The organism is Psychrobacter sp. SCQQ22 (genome assembly GCF_015864605.1).
In the GTDB taxonomy this organism is placed as follows: Bacteria; Pseudomonadota; Gammaproteobacteria; order Pseudomonadales; family Moraxellaceae; genus Psychrobacter; species Psychrobacter fozii.
The window spans coordinates 93,995-108,760 of sequence record NZ_JADYWZ010000004.1 but is presented as its reverse complement, the minus strand read 5'-3'; the positions used below and the strand labels follow the sequence as shown (position 1 = coordinate 108,760).

Annotated in this window: 17 protein-coding genes; 3 read left to right on the top strand and 14 right to left on the bottom strand. The window is 40.6% G+C overall.

What is annotated here, in order from left to right; translation table 11 throughout:
• Positions 1 to 448 precede the first annotated feature (448 nt).
• The 10 genes from I6E84_RS06980 to I6E84_RS06935 form a co-directional block, all read right to left on the bottom strand.
• Complete coding sequence (locus I6E84_RS06980) at positions 449 to 961, bottom strand: endonuclease V (RefSeq protein WP_197217087.1); 513 nt, start codon at positions 959 to 961, stop codon at positions 449 to 451.
• Positions 962 to 1,010: 49 nt separating this feature from the next.
• Positions 1,011 to 1,919, bottom strand: coding sequence for a hypothetical protein (locus tag I6E84_RS06975; protein WP_197217086.1), 909 nt, complete (start codon positions 1,917 to 1,919; stop codon positions 1,011 to 1,013).
• Positions 1,920 to 1,966: 47 nt separating this feature from the next.
• Entirely contained in the window at positions 1,967 to 2,332 is a 366-nt protein-coding gene (locus I6E84_RS06970; protein ID WP_197217085.1) for a hypothetical protein, read from the bottom strand.
• Complete coding sequence (locus I6E84_RS06965; RefSeq protein WP_197217084.1) at positions 2,332 to 2,574, bottom strand: hypothetical protein; 243 nt, start codon at positions 2,572 to 2,574, stop codon at positions 2,332 to 2,334. Before I6E84_RS06965 ends, I6E84_RS06970 begins: the two co-directional genes overlap by 1 nt.
• 53 nt (positions 2,575 to 2,627) lie before the next feature.
• Complete coding sequence (locus I6E84_RS06960) at positions 2,628 to 3,539, bottom strand: hypothetical protein (RefSeq protein ID WP_197217083.1); 912 nt, start codon at positions 3,537 to 3,539, stop codon at positions 2,628 to 2,630.
• 466 nt (positions 3,540 to 4,005) lie between these two features.
• Complete coding sequence (locus I6E84_RS06955) at positions 4,006 to 5,094, bottom strand: NAD(P)/FAD-dependent oxidoreductase (protein ID WP_197217082.1); 1,089 nt, start codon at positions 5,092 to 5,094, stop codon at positions 4,006 to 4,008.
• A 12-nt stretch (positions 5,095 to 5,106) separates the two neighbouring features.
• Entirely contained in the window at positions 5,107 to 6,072 is a 966-nt protein-coding gene (locus I6E84_RS06950; RefSeq protein WP_197100239.1) for a hypothetical protein, read from the bottom strand.
• Between the two features lie 70 nt (positions 6,073 to 6,142).
• Positions 6,143 to 6,796: a TetR/AcrR family transcriptional regulator gene (locus I6E84_RS06945; protein WP_110923017.1), complete on the bottom strand. Its 654-nt coding sequence runs from the start codon at positions 6,794 to 6,796 to the stop codon at positions 6,143 to 6,145.
• Positions 6,797 to 6,873: 77 nt separating this feature from the next.
• Entirely contained in the window at positions 6,874 to 7,080 is a 207-nt protein-coding gene (locus I6E84_RS14275) for a DUF4298 domain-containing protein (RefSeq protein ID WP_197217081.1), read from the bottom strand.
• 186 nt (positions 7,081 to 7,266) lie between these two features.
• A complete protein-coding gene (locus I6E84_RS06935; protein WP_110923015.1) occupies positions 7,267 to 7,875 on the bottom strand; it encodes a nitroreductase family protein in 609 nt (202 codons plus the stop codon).
• A 164-nt stretch (positions 7,876 to 8,039) separates the two neighbouring features.
• Here I6E84_RS06935 and I6E84_RS06930 point away from each other — a divergent pair, with 164 nt between their 5' ends.
• Positions 8,040 to 8,198: a hypothetical protein gene (locus tag I6E84_RS06930; protein ID WP_181416263.1), complete on the top strand. Its 159-nt coding sequence runs from the start codon at positions 8,040 to 8,042 to the stop codon at positions 8,196 to 8,198.
• A gap of 359 nt (positions 8,199 to 8,557) precedes the next feature.
• Here I6E84_RS06930 and cadR read toward each other — a convergent pair whose 3' ends face one another.
• The gene (gene cadR / locus I6E84_RS06925) at positions 8,558 to 8,971 is read right to left on the bottom strand and encodes a Cd(II)/Pb(II)-responsive transcriptional regulator (protein ID WP_227681339.1); all 414 of its coding nucleotides are present in this window, start codon (positions 8,969 to 8,971) and stop codon (positions 8,558 to 8,560) included.
• A 199-nt stretch (positions 8,972 to 9,170) separates the two neighbouring features.
• On the opposite strand from cadR, the gene I6E84_RS06920 reads away from it, so the two are divergent.
• The gene (locus tag I6E84_RS06920) at positions 9,171 to 11,351 is read left to right on the top strand and encodes a heavy metal translocating P-type ATPase (protein WP_197217079.1); all 2,181 of its coding nucleotides are present in this window, start codon (positions 9,171 to 9,173) and stop codon (positions 11,349 to 11,351) included.
• Between the two features lie 191 nt (positions 11,352 to 11,542).
• Here I6E84_RS06920 and I6E84_RS06915 read toward each other — a convergent pair whose 3' ends face one another.
• A complete protein-coding gene (locus I6E84_RS06915) occupies positions 11,543 to 12,136 on the bottom strand; it encodes a glutathione S-transferase family protein (protein ID WP_197102599.1) in 594 nt (197 codons plus the stop codon).
• Entirely contained in the window at positions 12,123 to 12,569 is a 447-nt protein-coding gene (locus I6E84_RS06910; RefSeq protein ID WP_197102597.1) for a VOC family protein, read from the bottom strand. Before I6E84_RS06910 ends, I6E84_RS06915 begins: the two co-directional genes overlap by 14 nt.
• A 104-nt stretch (positions 12,570 to 12,673) precedes the next feature.
• Here I6E84_RS06910 and I6E84_RS06905 point away from each other — a divergent pair, with 104 nt between their 5' ends.
• On the top strand, positions 12,674 to 13,585 hold the full coding sequence (locus I6E84_RS06905) for a LysR family transcriptional regulator (protein ID WP_197102595.1): 912 nt from the start codon (positions 12,674 to 12,676) through the stop codon (positions 13,583 to 13,585).
• Positions 13,586 to 13,700: 115 nt separating this feature from the next.
• On the opposite strand, the gene I6E84_RS06900 is transcribed toward I6E84_RS06905, so the two are convergent.
• A complete protein-coding gene (locus I6E84_RS06900; protein WP_197217077.1) occupies positions 13,701 to 14,615 on the bottom strand; it encodes a LysR family transcriptional regulator in 915 nt (304 codons plus the stop codon).
• Positions 14,616 to 14,766 lie beyond the last annotated feature (151 nt).

Genomic DNA, 14,766 nt, shown 5'->3' with positions numbered 1-14,766 from the left:
ACAACCATTCCATTCCATTCCAGCATCACAATAAAAACATTCATTCTCAAACTTTACGATATAAGCTGTAAAATCATTACCATTTAAATAAGTGATTGCCTGTCGGTCGTTCTCATCAGTGACAGCACACCATATTTTTTTATAGCCACGCTTCAGCATGGCTCGCGCTAAATTGCTTCCTGTTAGTTCATTATCCACTATACATTTTTCATCTCCTAACCGTGAATTTATAAAGCCTTTACAGTTATAGCAAATAAATAATGCTTTTTATACTCTTTTTAAATACATACTTCTACTTGATACCTGTCGTACTCGTCTATTTTCTGTCATTCAAACGGATGATTTTTTGAATGGAAGCCATTTGTTATAACGGACGTTATGGGAAAAAGATCGGCTCCCTAGTTAAGGTTTGGCTGTAGTCCAAAATCTTTCAATAGGTATAGCGGTTCTAGTTTATGACACGGCCTAATTTATCTACATCAGAGACCATTTTAGGCATTCGATGTTCACCTTCCATTTCGCTGACCATCTCTTTCGCCGTTATAATGTTTATACCAATACTGGTGACATATAGAGGGCGCTTACTTATCCCTCGCCAAACGGCATAGTCTTCTGTAATGTCATAAAAATGATTTTTAGCGATACCGATGATTGGCTTTTTATTAGCTAGATTATCATACAGATATTTGCCTAATCCTGCTTTGCCATCACTATCCAGAAACACATAGCCGTCTATGATAATTACATCAAAAGGCTCTTTGATTTGGTTGATCAAGGCCAGTAAGCAAGGCATTTCTCGTTTATAGAACTGACCTGACTCATAAGGCGCAACGTCATTAACTTCTACAATATGTTCACTTAGAATACGGGATTGCTCAATACCTTCGAAGCGGATACCTGCAACTGTTGCTGTAGCAGCGTTGGTTTCTTGATAATATACATCTAGAATTAGGCAAATCAATTTATTACTACCTCGAAATACGATGACTTAATTTTAATGCTTCAAACAACTAATAATTCAGTATTACGATATTGGTATCGGGCATGTGATGTTTGAGTCGATTTATTTGCTTCGCTGAAGTTATCCTATTTAGACGAACCTCTTTTAATTTTCCAAATACTTTTTTATTAAAAAAGTAATCTAAACTCTCTAAGCCATCTAGTCCATTAAGAGACATGCTTTCAACATGTTCAAAGCTGTTATTTTTGACCCATATATTAAATAAATCTTGTATAAAGCTTTTATCTATATCTAATCGTATAGACTTACCAAATATAAATCTCTCATAATTACTTAATATTCTATACGCGTCAGGCACGGATATAGGGTTGTCCATATAAGATTTTGTGATTAAAGTATTACCTGCGACTTCAAAATAGCTAACTCTGTTCAACAGTTTGGTATATCTTATTCCAACCTTTTCATCATTATTTGCTCCGCAAACAGAACTGTAATAATTGAAGTTTATTTCACTCGAATGTTCTTCGTAAGAGTACATCACTCCATCGTCGAGATAGTTTAATAAAAACTCTTTTGGTTCATAGGAAAGAGTATTCCAGTCAATACGATTTTCGGATATACCGTCTTCATGAGTATATAACTCTAAATCACACCTACCTTCCATAAAGGTATAAGACATACCTTGATACAACTTATCTTTATAGAGCTGTGGTATTCCACAAGAACCATTTATGTCATCAATTTCACTACAGAACTCTGTAGAATCTATCAGAATAGGTGAAGATAGCCCTCTCTGACAGGGTGAAGTATAAGGTTTAATAGCCTCACCATTTTTGACTTCATAAGCTTCGAGCTGATGATCTGGTTTATCGAAAAATAAAACTCCAGTATAAGGTTGACGCTGGTAATACCATCTGCCATCTAGTTCAGTTAATAACGTTGATTTAAGTCGTTTCATTGCTGTATCTTTTAATTTTCATTCTCACAAGTAAGACAGACAGCTATTTATCTACCTTCTGTTTTATCAATTCTTTCTATTACTTTTCTTAATTCGATACCTGTTTCATAACCAAGATTGGGATATTTTTCATTAATATATTGTATATCTCTTTTCTCGATAATTGACAGTTGATGATATAACTCTGAACAAAGTAAAAAGCGGTTAGAGGCAAAACGATCAAAAAACCAATAATCACTAAGCAATGGACGAATAAGTGCTTCTGTTTTATCACCATCATCTGGATGAGTGTGAAAAACTATACATTTTACCTTATCTCCCCTATCACCAACCCGATACCATCCTCTTCTTGTGTATTTTGCTATCATTCGAACGAAAGACATACCTACACTTAACTGTTCTAAATTATCCATTAGAATCCTCCTTTCTTAAGCTCTGGAATATCAGGATTATCTGTATTACCTTTGATCCGCCATAATATGTCATCAGGGTTTTGCTTGTTCAAAATATTTATATAATCACTTTCTTCTATAAGCTGATCTGATACAAAAGGATCGTAAATATACTTATCATCGGTATAAACTGAGTGGTATGTAAATGTATCATTTGGAGATGCCAGTATATGGCTTATCTTGATAATGCCATTTACCGTCACTATAACTCCATAGTCCTGATTTGAGTTTTAGCATAATTAATGGTTTAGCTTTATTAGTATACGATATTGATATCAGGTGCAATAGCCTTAAGTCTCTCTACTTGCTTTAAGGATATTTTTTTATTTAAAAGTATTTTTCGCAGGGAGCCAAAAATCTGTTTATTACTAAAAATATCCAAATCGTTTAAACCGTCCAGACCACTGATGTGTATTTTTTCTACGTGTTTAAAGCTATTGTTTGCTACCCATATACAGAATAACTTATTTATCATATCTTCATTTATACGTAGAGATACAAACTTATCAAACATAAAATACCGATAGTTCTCGATTAACTCATACATTTTTGGTAAAGGAATTGGACAATCAAGGTAGTTTTTTGAGGTAAGAATGTTGCCTATGATTGTTAATTCACCTATTGTATTTCCCTTCGATATATACTTGATAGAAATATCCTCAAGTTGATTGGTTTCTTTACAAGTTTTACCATATCCAAAAGTTACATAGTCTTTACTGGTGTTCGAATAATTGAAACCTGACTGCTTATCCTCATATCGAAGCTCAAACATGGATGGCTCATGGGGTTTTGTCCTCCACATAATTTGATTTTCTGTTTCGCCATTTTCAATGGTATAGATCTCTCTATCGCAGATACCTTCATCAAAGGTATATGACATACCTTGATATAACTTACCTTGATAAAGTTGTGGTATCGTGCCACAACCATATTCATCTAAGTCCTCATTACAAAATCCTGTAGAGTCAATATTAACAGACGAAGGCAACTCTATCTGACAGGGTGAGATATAAGGTTTAATAATCTCTCCATTTTTGACTTCATAAACTTCAAGTTGATGGTCCGGTTTATCAAAGAAGATTATGCCAGTGTATAGCTTACCGCGCTGATACCATTTACCATTACTTTTATTTAACAATGTTGATTTCAATCGTTGTATATTACTCATGTTAATCTTCTCTGAAAGAGGAGCTATTAATCGTGCCAGTAGAAGCGCTAGAATCATTCATTTTAAGATATACCTACACCGAACCAATCAGGTTCCTTCACTGGTTCGGTTCCCTAGTGAGGACTTGAACCTTCGGCTGTAGGTTAATGGCATCAACGTTTTAACTCGCTGAAATAGCCACGGTGTACTTCATGGTGTACTTACCATACATATTCTATTGATGATCGGTACGCTATACAGGAGCCGAACTAGCAGCTATTTCTCAGATTATTGGGTCTTCGATAATACCAGGGCAATTTAATTAAAAGTTTGGGTGGTGTGTCAAAAAGTATGCTGATTAAAATTTGAACAATTTTTGAAGCCTTGAAACCCCTATAGAATCAGAGAACTTAGCATAGATTTCTGATTGACTTTTATCGCCAGCATACTTTTTAGAACACCACCAAAGTTTGATTGAATAATAGCTTCAGCCTTTGAGACCAAATATCTTTCGATATTTACTGATAAATAAATCCTTACCTTTTATCATACTCGTTATCCAATCTCCAAACGTACCAATAACTAAAAATGAATTGCCTTTTTTAGGACCTAGCGGTAGAAATAACGGAGATTTTCCGTCTTTCCATGGTTCATAAGGTTTAATTTCTGCTAGTTGCTGTTCTGCTGCTAGTGCTTTGAACGTTTTGCTTAGCCAAGGCACCTGTCGGCCAACAGCTACAATCGTCATTGCATCACCCCCACTCGCCACATCACCTGCTGCAAATACATTAGCAAAAGAAGAAGGGCGTAAGTAGTTATCGACTTTCACTCTTCCAGATTTCTCTATATTAATGTTAGGTAGTCTGGCTAATATGTCAGATACAGCATGTGAACCAACGGCTGGAATGATCAAATCTGCAATGACAGTCGTCCCATCTGACAATTCAAGAGTGCCTGAATAGGGATCTGTTAAACTCTCAAGGTTATTCACTCGCACACCAAATTTTACATCAACACCAGCGTCATTAAGTTTTGATGTAAGTTCAGCACCAAACTTCGGTGGCATTTGTAGAAACAGGCTCGCCTCGCTAGAGATTAACGTGACGTGTTTGTCAGGCATGCCATAGCTGATTTCACCCGCCATTTCCGAGCCAACCGTACCAGCGCCGACAATAGCAACAGACGATGCTGCTTTTAACTTGGCATGTAAACCTGTAATGACAGCACGGAAGTCATCGATACTATCGCCCGCAGGTTTGAATGCAGCGCCATTAGTGGAGCCCGTCGAGATCACGATATAGTCAGCATCGACCCGTATGCCATCCATTAATGTGACACCGCTTTCATCGACGCTAGTTACCTTGCCGTGCAACACCTTCCCTACTGAAAGAAGATTATCGTAAGGCATTAAAGCTCGATCCAACAGCGTTGTGTTAACTATGGCACGTATCATCGCGGGTGCATGAACGAAGGCTTTTCGTTGCTCTATGAGCGTAACATCTAGATGATTTTCTAATGATTTGGCCAGTTCAGCGCCTAAATATCCGCCACCGACTATTATAATTTTCTTTGTCATTCTTGATATCTCTTATTTTTTTGGGTAAACAATTTCATGCAAACCTTCTGACAGATAGGTCTGGGTGACACCATCACGAGTAACGATGAGCTCTTCCTTGGCTATGTAACGATAAGCATCTTCTCCGGGCATAAACTGTCCTGGCTCAACCATTACTAATTCTTTAAGGTCGATATTGACGATATAGCTTAAATCGCCTTTTGAGCCTGTCAGCGTCAAGCTTTTTGAGAAAGTGTAACCCATCGTTTGTTCGCTCATGGTGTCATTAATGACTGCCGTGGCTTTAACGTTCTCTGGGTCTGTTATCGATTCAGAAGGAGATATGATGAGATTTTCACGGTCAGTGACCAATGCACCAGTCTGCAATATAGTGTCATCAAAATTCATAATGACTGAATAATCAACGGAGATATCAGGTGAATGCACTTTTCCCCAGTACCAGTTTTTTACCATGCCTGCTAGGCTTTTTTCACCCCAGTTATGATCGTGATAGCCAGTGCCTTTTACTTGGATGGTTTCGCCATCCTTATAAAGCTCACCTTCTATATCACCAGAAGGAACTGCAACCGTCCAAGGCATAGGCGTGTCGGTACCTTCAGAGGTATACGGGTGATTACCTTTGTTGAGCGTTAACTTAGCTCCATAACCATCAATCATGGTATAGAACTCCAAATAGTCGCCACAGTCTTTGCAGTACTCTTCTTCACCAAAGGTCACATCGCATTTTTCATAACTCGTTGTGACATCTGCTTCTGTGTATTTTCTTATTCTAGCGATTTCAGATTGCCCCTTAGGGTAGATGTTTAATCTAATAGAAGGCTGCCTTGGTTTTAACCGAGTGTCATTTAGCGAGTACATAACGACAAGGTAGTCGCCATTATCAAAATGGGCGTCGAAGTACCACCACTCCATGTGTTCTTCTCGATTGGTTACTGGGAAATCGATATGTGTTGCGTCTGCTCTAATATAATCCGTCATTTACGAACCTCTTTTAAGTAGGAATTTTACCCAGAAATATCTTTTGGTTAATGAGTGTGGTTCATCGCTTTTAACTAAGGCTGTTTTTGTCACTAAAGAGCATTAAAACATAGTCAACATGTCGCTCTATAACCTCATCAGAAAAAGCATCTTCGCCTGATAATCGTTCGAACTCAGGTGCAAAAGTGAAGATAGAGGTCGCAGCACCAATAAATAAATACCGTATGTGCAAACCATTACCTTGCGGAATCAATCCCAACTCTTGAGCTTGACGCAAAATACTTAATTCAGCTTCAGAACCTGACGTCAGGAATCGATCGGCCAGCCAGTTCAATCGCTCAGAACCATTTTGATTTGCCTGCACCATGAACCGATTAAAATCTGGAACGATGGCGCAAAACTCTATGAAGTTTCTGAGGAGTACACGAATCATGGCATGAGGTTCTATTCCTTTCAGTGCCATAATCCGTTCTTTAGATAGCCTATCGTATCTTTCAAAAACCCATTCCGCTGTGGCCTTCCAAAGTGCTTCCTTACTTCCAAAATGATGAGAAATAAGGGTGTGATTCACACCTGCTTGGCTAGCAATCACTCGGACAGAGACACCTTCAAAACCTGAAGACGCGAACTCAGATAATGCCGCCTCAAGAATTTTTAACTTAGTCTCTTGGGATCGCTCTTGTTCGGAGCGTTTTTTTATTTGCTTCTCATTTTTAGTGTTCATAGTTACCTCAAGATGACCAACTCACTAAACTAAACGATTGGTTAATATATATTACTTCGAAAAATAAAGTTTTAGAATCAACGGTCTATAACATCTAGTTCCAGCCTCATCCAGAAAACTGCCTGTTCTTGGTGATCGGTTAATGCACTCCAAAGAGCGTCTTCACTGATGATGGAACACCTATTATCTGCGCAATCAACCATCAGGTTGCCTTCATGACCGTCTCTCCACTGCTCACTTTGGTAGTAAGTTTGTAGCTCAGACAATAATGTACAGGCTGCCACCCATTTTTTCTGCGCACCTTTTATCTATTCATGTAGCTCATGCTAACGCTCATATTTTTTTGTAGCGCTTGGGCATCAAAAACATTCATTACATTACTCCAGCTTATAATTATAAAAAAACCAATGAAACCGCTCAGATATATTCATAGCAGCGTCATTGGTTGTATTTTATTAAAAGCTAATATGTTAGCCAAATACTTTCATACGATCTTCAACGGGCTGGAACTCTTTGTTGCCTGCTGGCTGCTCAATAGCACCGAACACCATTTGCGCATTCAACTCCCAATCATCAGCAATATTCCATGCCTCAGTAACTTTCTGATCGATGACAGGATTATAATGCTGTAAGTTGGCACCGATATTAATACTTGCCAATGCCGTCCAAATCACATATTGATGCATAGCACTGGTTTGATGTGCCCAGATTGGGAATTTATCCGCATACAAAGGTGCTGCTTCTTGCATGTTTCTCACAACGCCTTTGTCCTCGAAGAACAATACTGTACCCGCACCCGCTCTAAAGCCTGCGATTTTATCTTTAGTACCTTGGAACTTCTCGTCATCACCGACGATAGCCTTAAGTGTCTCTTCAGTGATGTCCCATAATTTTTTATGATCCTCACCGAATAACACCACGATACGTGCCGACTGTGAGTTAAAAGCGGATGGCGTATGCAAGACTGCATGCTCAACCAGTTTAACCACTTCATCGTTAGAAACAGGCAGCTGATCGCTTAGTGCATAGATAGAACGGCGCTTTTCGGCTAGTTGTTGTAAGTCTTTTAAATTTGACATAATTTTCTCCAGTGATTATTTATGAGTCTAAGAACTAAGTTATACAGCTAAATGGTAATCAACCTTTAAAGCTTTGATGTGATTCAGGCGCTGGCAGACGTTGCATGTCAGAGTCGACATTACCAAAACGCTTATGACCGTTATTCCAATCGACAATTGATCTCTTGCTTATTATCCGCGACGAAGTTCCACCAGAGCTATACCATACTGATAGCACGCGCCGCACCACCAGTGTCTGGAAAGATGCTTTGTTCCGTGCTCAGACCCATACCTACGGTCATGACACTGACTTGGTTATTAGTAGTGACTTACTTGTTACTTGAGCTATTTTTATGCAAAATATTACCTTGTGGATTAATCTCAACTCACTAAACTAAACGATTGGTTAATATAAATCAAGTAAATTAAACTAATGTACAATTTAAAAAAAGTTATACAAATTATATAGATGTGCACGGTATACCCCAAGGGAACCAGTTATTTTACCCTTCAAACCTATTAACAGACCACTCAAAACAGACCGATATAATGGAACCACTTAAAATAGACTACGGATACTCCCTCTAACCGCCCAATCAATTACTCTCTGACAGTATTAAATAGTGGAACAATCAATCTGTTGCCTATGTAAATCCACATAATTATTTGGCAATATCGCTGGTATTAACAACTGCTATCTTTACTACTCACTATGACAGGAGTTATCGGCAAGCGCATTTAATATGCCACATGACTTCGCTGGTGCCCTACTGACGCATTTCTGCCGCAAAACATTTAGATGCTGCTTTAACTGTTTTAATTCCTCTATACGTACTTCCACCGCATGAATATGTTCATCCAATAAGGTATCGACATCACCGCAGTCCCTGTTAGGCTCCTCCCAATACTGCAGTAAGGTTCGTACTTCATCCAACGTCATATCGAGTGTGCGACAGTGCAGGATAAACTGTAGACGTTCAATATGGCTTTCACGATATAAGCGATAATTCCCTTCACTACGGGAAGGTTCTGGTAATAGCTTTTCTTTTTCGTAATAGCGAATGGTCTCCACGGTGGCACCAGTGCACTTAGCGAGCTCTCCAATTTTTATTAGCATAGTTATTCCAAAGTTATCTCACAGTTCTCTTGAAGTTATTTCAAAGTCATTTCAAAACCGAAAACATTAAAGTAACTATAAGGTTTAGCCCTAAGGAAATCAAGTTTGTACAGTTATCTAAAAACAGCCTTGACTCTGAAGCCGCTAGAGGGTTCACAATAGCGTTATCAAAAGAACGCTTATAGTAGGACGAATTATTATGCAATATCGTATTGAAGGTATGGACTGTGCCAGTTGCGTCAGAAAGATTGAAACTGCATTAGCACGTATGCCCGGTGTCTCTGACATACAGCTTAATTTTGCGACTGAAAAGTTAGAGCTAACGTTGGACTCTGATTCAGAAACTCAGTTCAGTGATGTCGAAAAAACAATCAAGCGCCTTGGTTTTGGTATATCTGCCACTACCGATCAAGCAATCGCAGCAGATGGCACTGGTGACAATCCGTTAGATACGCAGCAACAGCATTGGTGGCAAACCCGAAAAGGCAAGCAAGTGGTTGGTCTCGGTATCCTGATGAGTGCCGCCTACGCGTTAGCACTAGTTTTTCCTGATTATGGAATGTGGGCGTTCGCTATTGCCGTCATTGTAGGCGTTTTTCCCTTTGCCCGAAAATCTATGACCTTGGCAATGACAGGCACCCCGTTTTCAATTGAAATGCTGATGTCTATCGCGGCAATTGGTGCGCTTATCATTGGTGAAGCTGAAGAGGCTGCGGCTGTTGTCTTCTTGTTTTCAGTCGGTGAATTACTAGAGAGCGTGGCGGCTGATCATGCCCGTGCTGGCATCAGAGCATTGGCATCATTGGTTCCAAAGACTGCGATTTTGCTTGATGCACAAGGCGGACAGCGTGATGTTCCTGCGGTCTCATTGCAGGTCAATGATTTGGTACTGGTACGACCTGGCGATAAGGTATCTGCTGATGGTGTCATTGTGCAAGGTAACTCTAGCCTTGATGATTCGCCCGTCACTGGCGAGTCCATACCCGTTACCAAAGCGATAGGCGACGCGGTATTCGCAGGATCCATCAATATAGAAGGAGCGCTGCAAGTCCGCGTAGAAAAGACCGCTGCTGACAACACTATTGCGCGCATTATTACTCTGGTAGAGCAAGCGCAAGCCTCTAAAGCCCCTACTGCCCGTTTCATTGAAAAATTCAGTCGTTACTACACCCCAGCGGTGATGGCGATTGCCGCACTGGTTATTATCGTGCCGCCGCTAGCGATGGGAGGAGAATGGGCGACTTGGTTATATCGGGGTTTTGCACTGTTGCTAATTGCCTGTCCTTGCGCACTCATCCTATCCACTCCGGCCGCCATCGCATCAGGGTTGGCTGTCGGTACACGTCGCGGCTTACTCATCAAGGGCGGCAGTGCTTTAGAGACCATTGGTCGCGTGAATGTCGTGGCTTTTGATAAGACGGGTACGTTGACTGAAGGCAAGCCTCGCGTTACCGATGTTATTGCCTTTACACAGAGGCACATAGCACAGGGACACATAGTACAAGAGCATATAGGATCTGAGAGTCAAAATGAGGTGTTGGCGCTGTTTGCCAGTGTCGAGTCTGCCTCTAGTCATCCACTTGCAAAAGCGATCATCGATCATGCCAAAGCTACTAATATTTCTATACCAGTAGCTTCTAGGGCTTATGCCACTGCGGGCAAAGCAGTACATGCGACGATAGCTGGGCGTCCGTTAGCCATCGGCTCACCCGTCTACGCAGCCAATGAAACGTCGATATCACTCGAACAAAATGCACAAATTGAAGCACTGCAAAATGAGGGTAAGACGGTCTCCGTGCTGTTCGATGAGCAAAGCCGTGAATTGCTTGGGTTGGTCGCGCTACGAGACGAGTTGCGAGAGGATGCTCAGGCAGGCGTGGCGCAGCTCAAAGCGATGGGTGTGCGCTCTGTGATGCTCACAGGTGACAACCGTCTGACCGCTCAGGCGCTTGCTAGTCATTTAGAGATAGAATGGCAAGCTGAGCTGTTGCCCGAAGACAAACTACGCTTGTTGAATGAGATGAAAGGTAATAGCAAAGTAGCGATGATTGGTGATGGTATTAACGATGCGCCAGCACTAGCAACCGCAGATGTGGGCATCGCCATGGGCGGCGGTACGGATGTCGCCATCGAGACAGCCGATATCGCATTATTAAAAAGTCGCGTCACAGACGTTGCTCATCTCATTGCCCTGTCACGTGCCACCATGTCCAACATTCATCAAAATGTGATATTTGCGCTTGGTCTAAAGTCCATATTTCTAATCACTACTGTACTGGGTATCACTGGGCTATGGATCGCTGTATTGGCTGATACTGGCGCGACCGTATTGGTCACGTTGAATGCGTTACGCTTACTGCGCTTTAAAGGGGCTAGTTAATTGGAACTTGCTCTAAAAACCACTAGGGTCTGTTGAATACTCAAATGTGGTGCTGGCAGTGACTATTTTTTAGACAATATGCAGTGAAATTTTTGATGCCTAGTCATTCTAGGTTAAACAATTTCGCCATATATTGGCAAAAAAGAGTACTGCCATCCAAGACACAGCACCGTATTTATCATGAACCAAGGTTAGTTCCCAGGCATAGAGATATAATTTGGTAATTGCTGTAGACGATTCATCCATGCCTGAATATTGCGATAGCTGTCTATATCAATATCGCCTTCGTGTGCCGTTGAAATGTATGGATAAACTGCGCAGTCAGCAATAGTAGGACGGCTGGCGGCTAGCCAATGGTGACTACCGAGATGATTGTCTATTAAGGTTAAGATGCTATGTGAACGCTCTGAAGCTTGCTCCCAATCACTTTCCAAACCGAACTTCTTAATCAAACGTGCTACGTTGGGGCCATATTGTATCTCATTAGAAGCAACAGACAACCACTGCATCACATCAGCTTGCAGATGTGCTTCACTCGGCCACCATGCTTCACCACCATAATTATTGGCTAGGTATACCAATATGGCTTGTGAGTCTCTTAATATGACGGATCCGTCTTCTAAAATTGGGATTTCTCCCCAAGGATTTAATTTAAGTATTGCTTCTGTTTTGTGTTCGCCATTCATGAAGTCAACAGGCACAATCGTTAAAGGCGTATCGATAAACGAGGCAAATAGCCTTACTTTATAGCAGTTTCCTGATAGCGCTAAATCATACAGTCTCATAATTTTTTTCCTCAGACAGTAGTTGATTAAATTCCAGTACATTTCCATCTGGATCACGAATGAATAACGTAATCCTTCTTGGACCTAATTGTTTAGGGCCTTCTGTGATTTCTATCCCTTCTTTCAGTAGCCAGATTTGTAAGGCAGCTATGTCTTGAATGATAAAGGCTGGATGAGTCATGCCTGGCCTTTTAATCGGTTCATCCAGTAGGACGTTTTTTTGATCTTTTGTTTTTGCGCCATTAAAAATAAGATTGATTCGTACACCAGCCGAAGTGACCATTTCATTCGCCTCACCTTCAGGTATGCGATAGGTTTCTGCGAATCCAAGACGCTCATAAAACGCAATCGCTTCTTGTCGATTACTGACTCTAATACCAACATGATCGTAGGCAATCGCGACTTGTGAATTTGCCTGAGATAAGGTGCTCATAAGATAGTTCTCCTATTGATTTCGACATGTTCAGTATGACATTTTGTTATTTAAAAGATAATACTGTAAATTTGATAATCATATTTTCAATAAATGAGACAATTATGGATCGATTACAAGCAATGTCTATGCTGATCAAAGTCGTAGAACTTGGCAGCTTTTCTGCGGCAAGCAAAAGCTTGAACATACCGCTGCCAACCCTAAGTAGAAAGATATCTGAACTTGAAAATCAGTTGGGTATTCGTTTATTGCATAGAACCACCAGAAAACTGTCTTTAACTGATTCTGGATACGATTATATAAAAGCTTGTAAGAGAATACTGGAGCAGGTTGAAGAGGCCGAAAGTAAAGCGAAAGGAGAGTATTCAGAACCAAGAGGTGATTTGGTTATAACTGCACCCGTTATGTTTGGCAGGCTATACGTATTACCCATTGTTATTGAATTTTTGTCCTTATATTCAAATATAAATGTGCAGCTCTTGTTGTCCGATAGAAATATCAATCTATTCGAAGATGATGTAGATATGGCAATTAGAATAGGCAAGTTGCCAGATAGCACAATGGTCGCGACTCAAGTGGGTCGTATGCGAACAGTGACTTGTGCAAGTCAATTATTTTTATCTAATCATTGCAAGATTGAATCCCCTTATGATTTAACGCACCTCTCCTGCATATCATTAAGTACAGTAATGACCACCCCTTATTGGAGCTACAACCTTCCTGATTCTGGACTCCCCGCTCATGTAGATATTTTACCAAGACTCACAGTCAATGATAGTGACTCTGCGGTTAATGCTGCTATAAAGGGTGTGGGCATCACTCAACAACTGCATTATCAAGTGAAAGAGGCGATAGATAAAGGTGATCTTAATATCATACTAGCTGAGTTTGAACCTGATGAAACCCCTATACATTTGCTGCACAAGACTCGAAAATATTTGCCGCAAAAGATGAAAAGCTTTTTGGAATTTACATCTCCAAAACTAAAGGAGAGACTTCGCGAACTGTCTTGTTAGCGCATTATTACGTCTCAGTAAGTTTATCGATTTACACTAAGGCATGTTATTTATTGATTGATAGACCACTTAAAACGTAAAACATTCTGCGACAATGGCTATGTTGACTAAAAATCTATGCCAACACTCCCTCTACCCGCTCAATCAGATATTCTTTAACCGCATTAAATAGCGGATCTATCAAGCGCCGCTCTGGACAAATCAAATATAGCGGATAGTTTGCCACTTGCCAGCCGTCCAACGCCACTTCAACCAATCGCCCTGCTTTTAAATCTGCAGCTATATCTAACTGTGACTTCAGGGCAATACCCTGGCCTGCCACGGCCCAGCGCCGTACCACATCGCCATCTTTACTTCGCCGATTGCCAGCCACTGCCACACGTTTGGTCTTGCCCTCTTTTTCAAAAGTCCACTCACTCAAGTACTTCTCATCGTGTCCCAAACACAAGCAATTATGCTGAGTTAAGTCTTCAGGGATTTTTGGCGAGCCAATATCATTGTCAACTTTGTCCAAATATGCCTTTGAGGCACATAGTATCGGACGATTGTTCAACACAATCGGTAATGCCACAAGCGATGAATCCTTGGGCGCACCATAACGCAACGCCAGATCAATCTGCTGCCCATATAAATCCACATAGCTGTCTGACATATGTAGCTGCACCGTCACTTTTGGATGGATTTGCATAAAATCATCCAACCATGGCAACACCAAATTTCGCCCCAAATCTGACGATGCAGACAACCGAATCGTGCCTGTCAGCTCGGCATCATTATCATGCAATCCTGCATAAGCGTTATCTAAAATAGCCACCGCATCTCGGCAATGCTTTAAATATTGCTCACCTTTACTGGTCAAACGCAGTCTACGGGTTGAGCGAACAAACAATACCGTTTCGATTTCGGCCTCTAACCGTTTTATTGCTGCACTCACCACCGCTGGCGACAGATCTAAGTGGCGCGCACAGGCAGACAAGCTACCTAAACGAGCAGTTTCAATAAAAATACGTAAATCCTGCAAATTTTTCATTGTGTCGCCTTGGTTAGCTTAGCTGTAATTGAATTAGCGATAACAACGAGTTGCTGACACTAATACATTTATCATTATATAAAAATTATTGAAACTGTTTCGCTAAACCTGCTAATTATCAAAATAATTAATTATAGTAATATGTGTACAT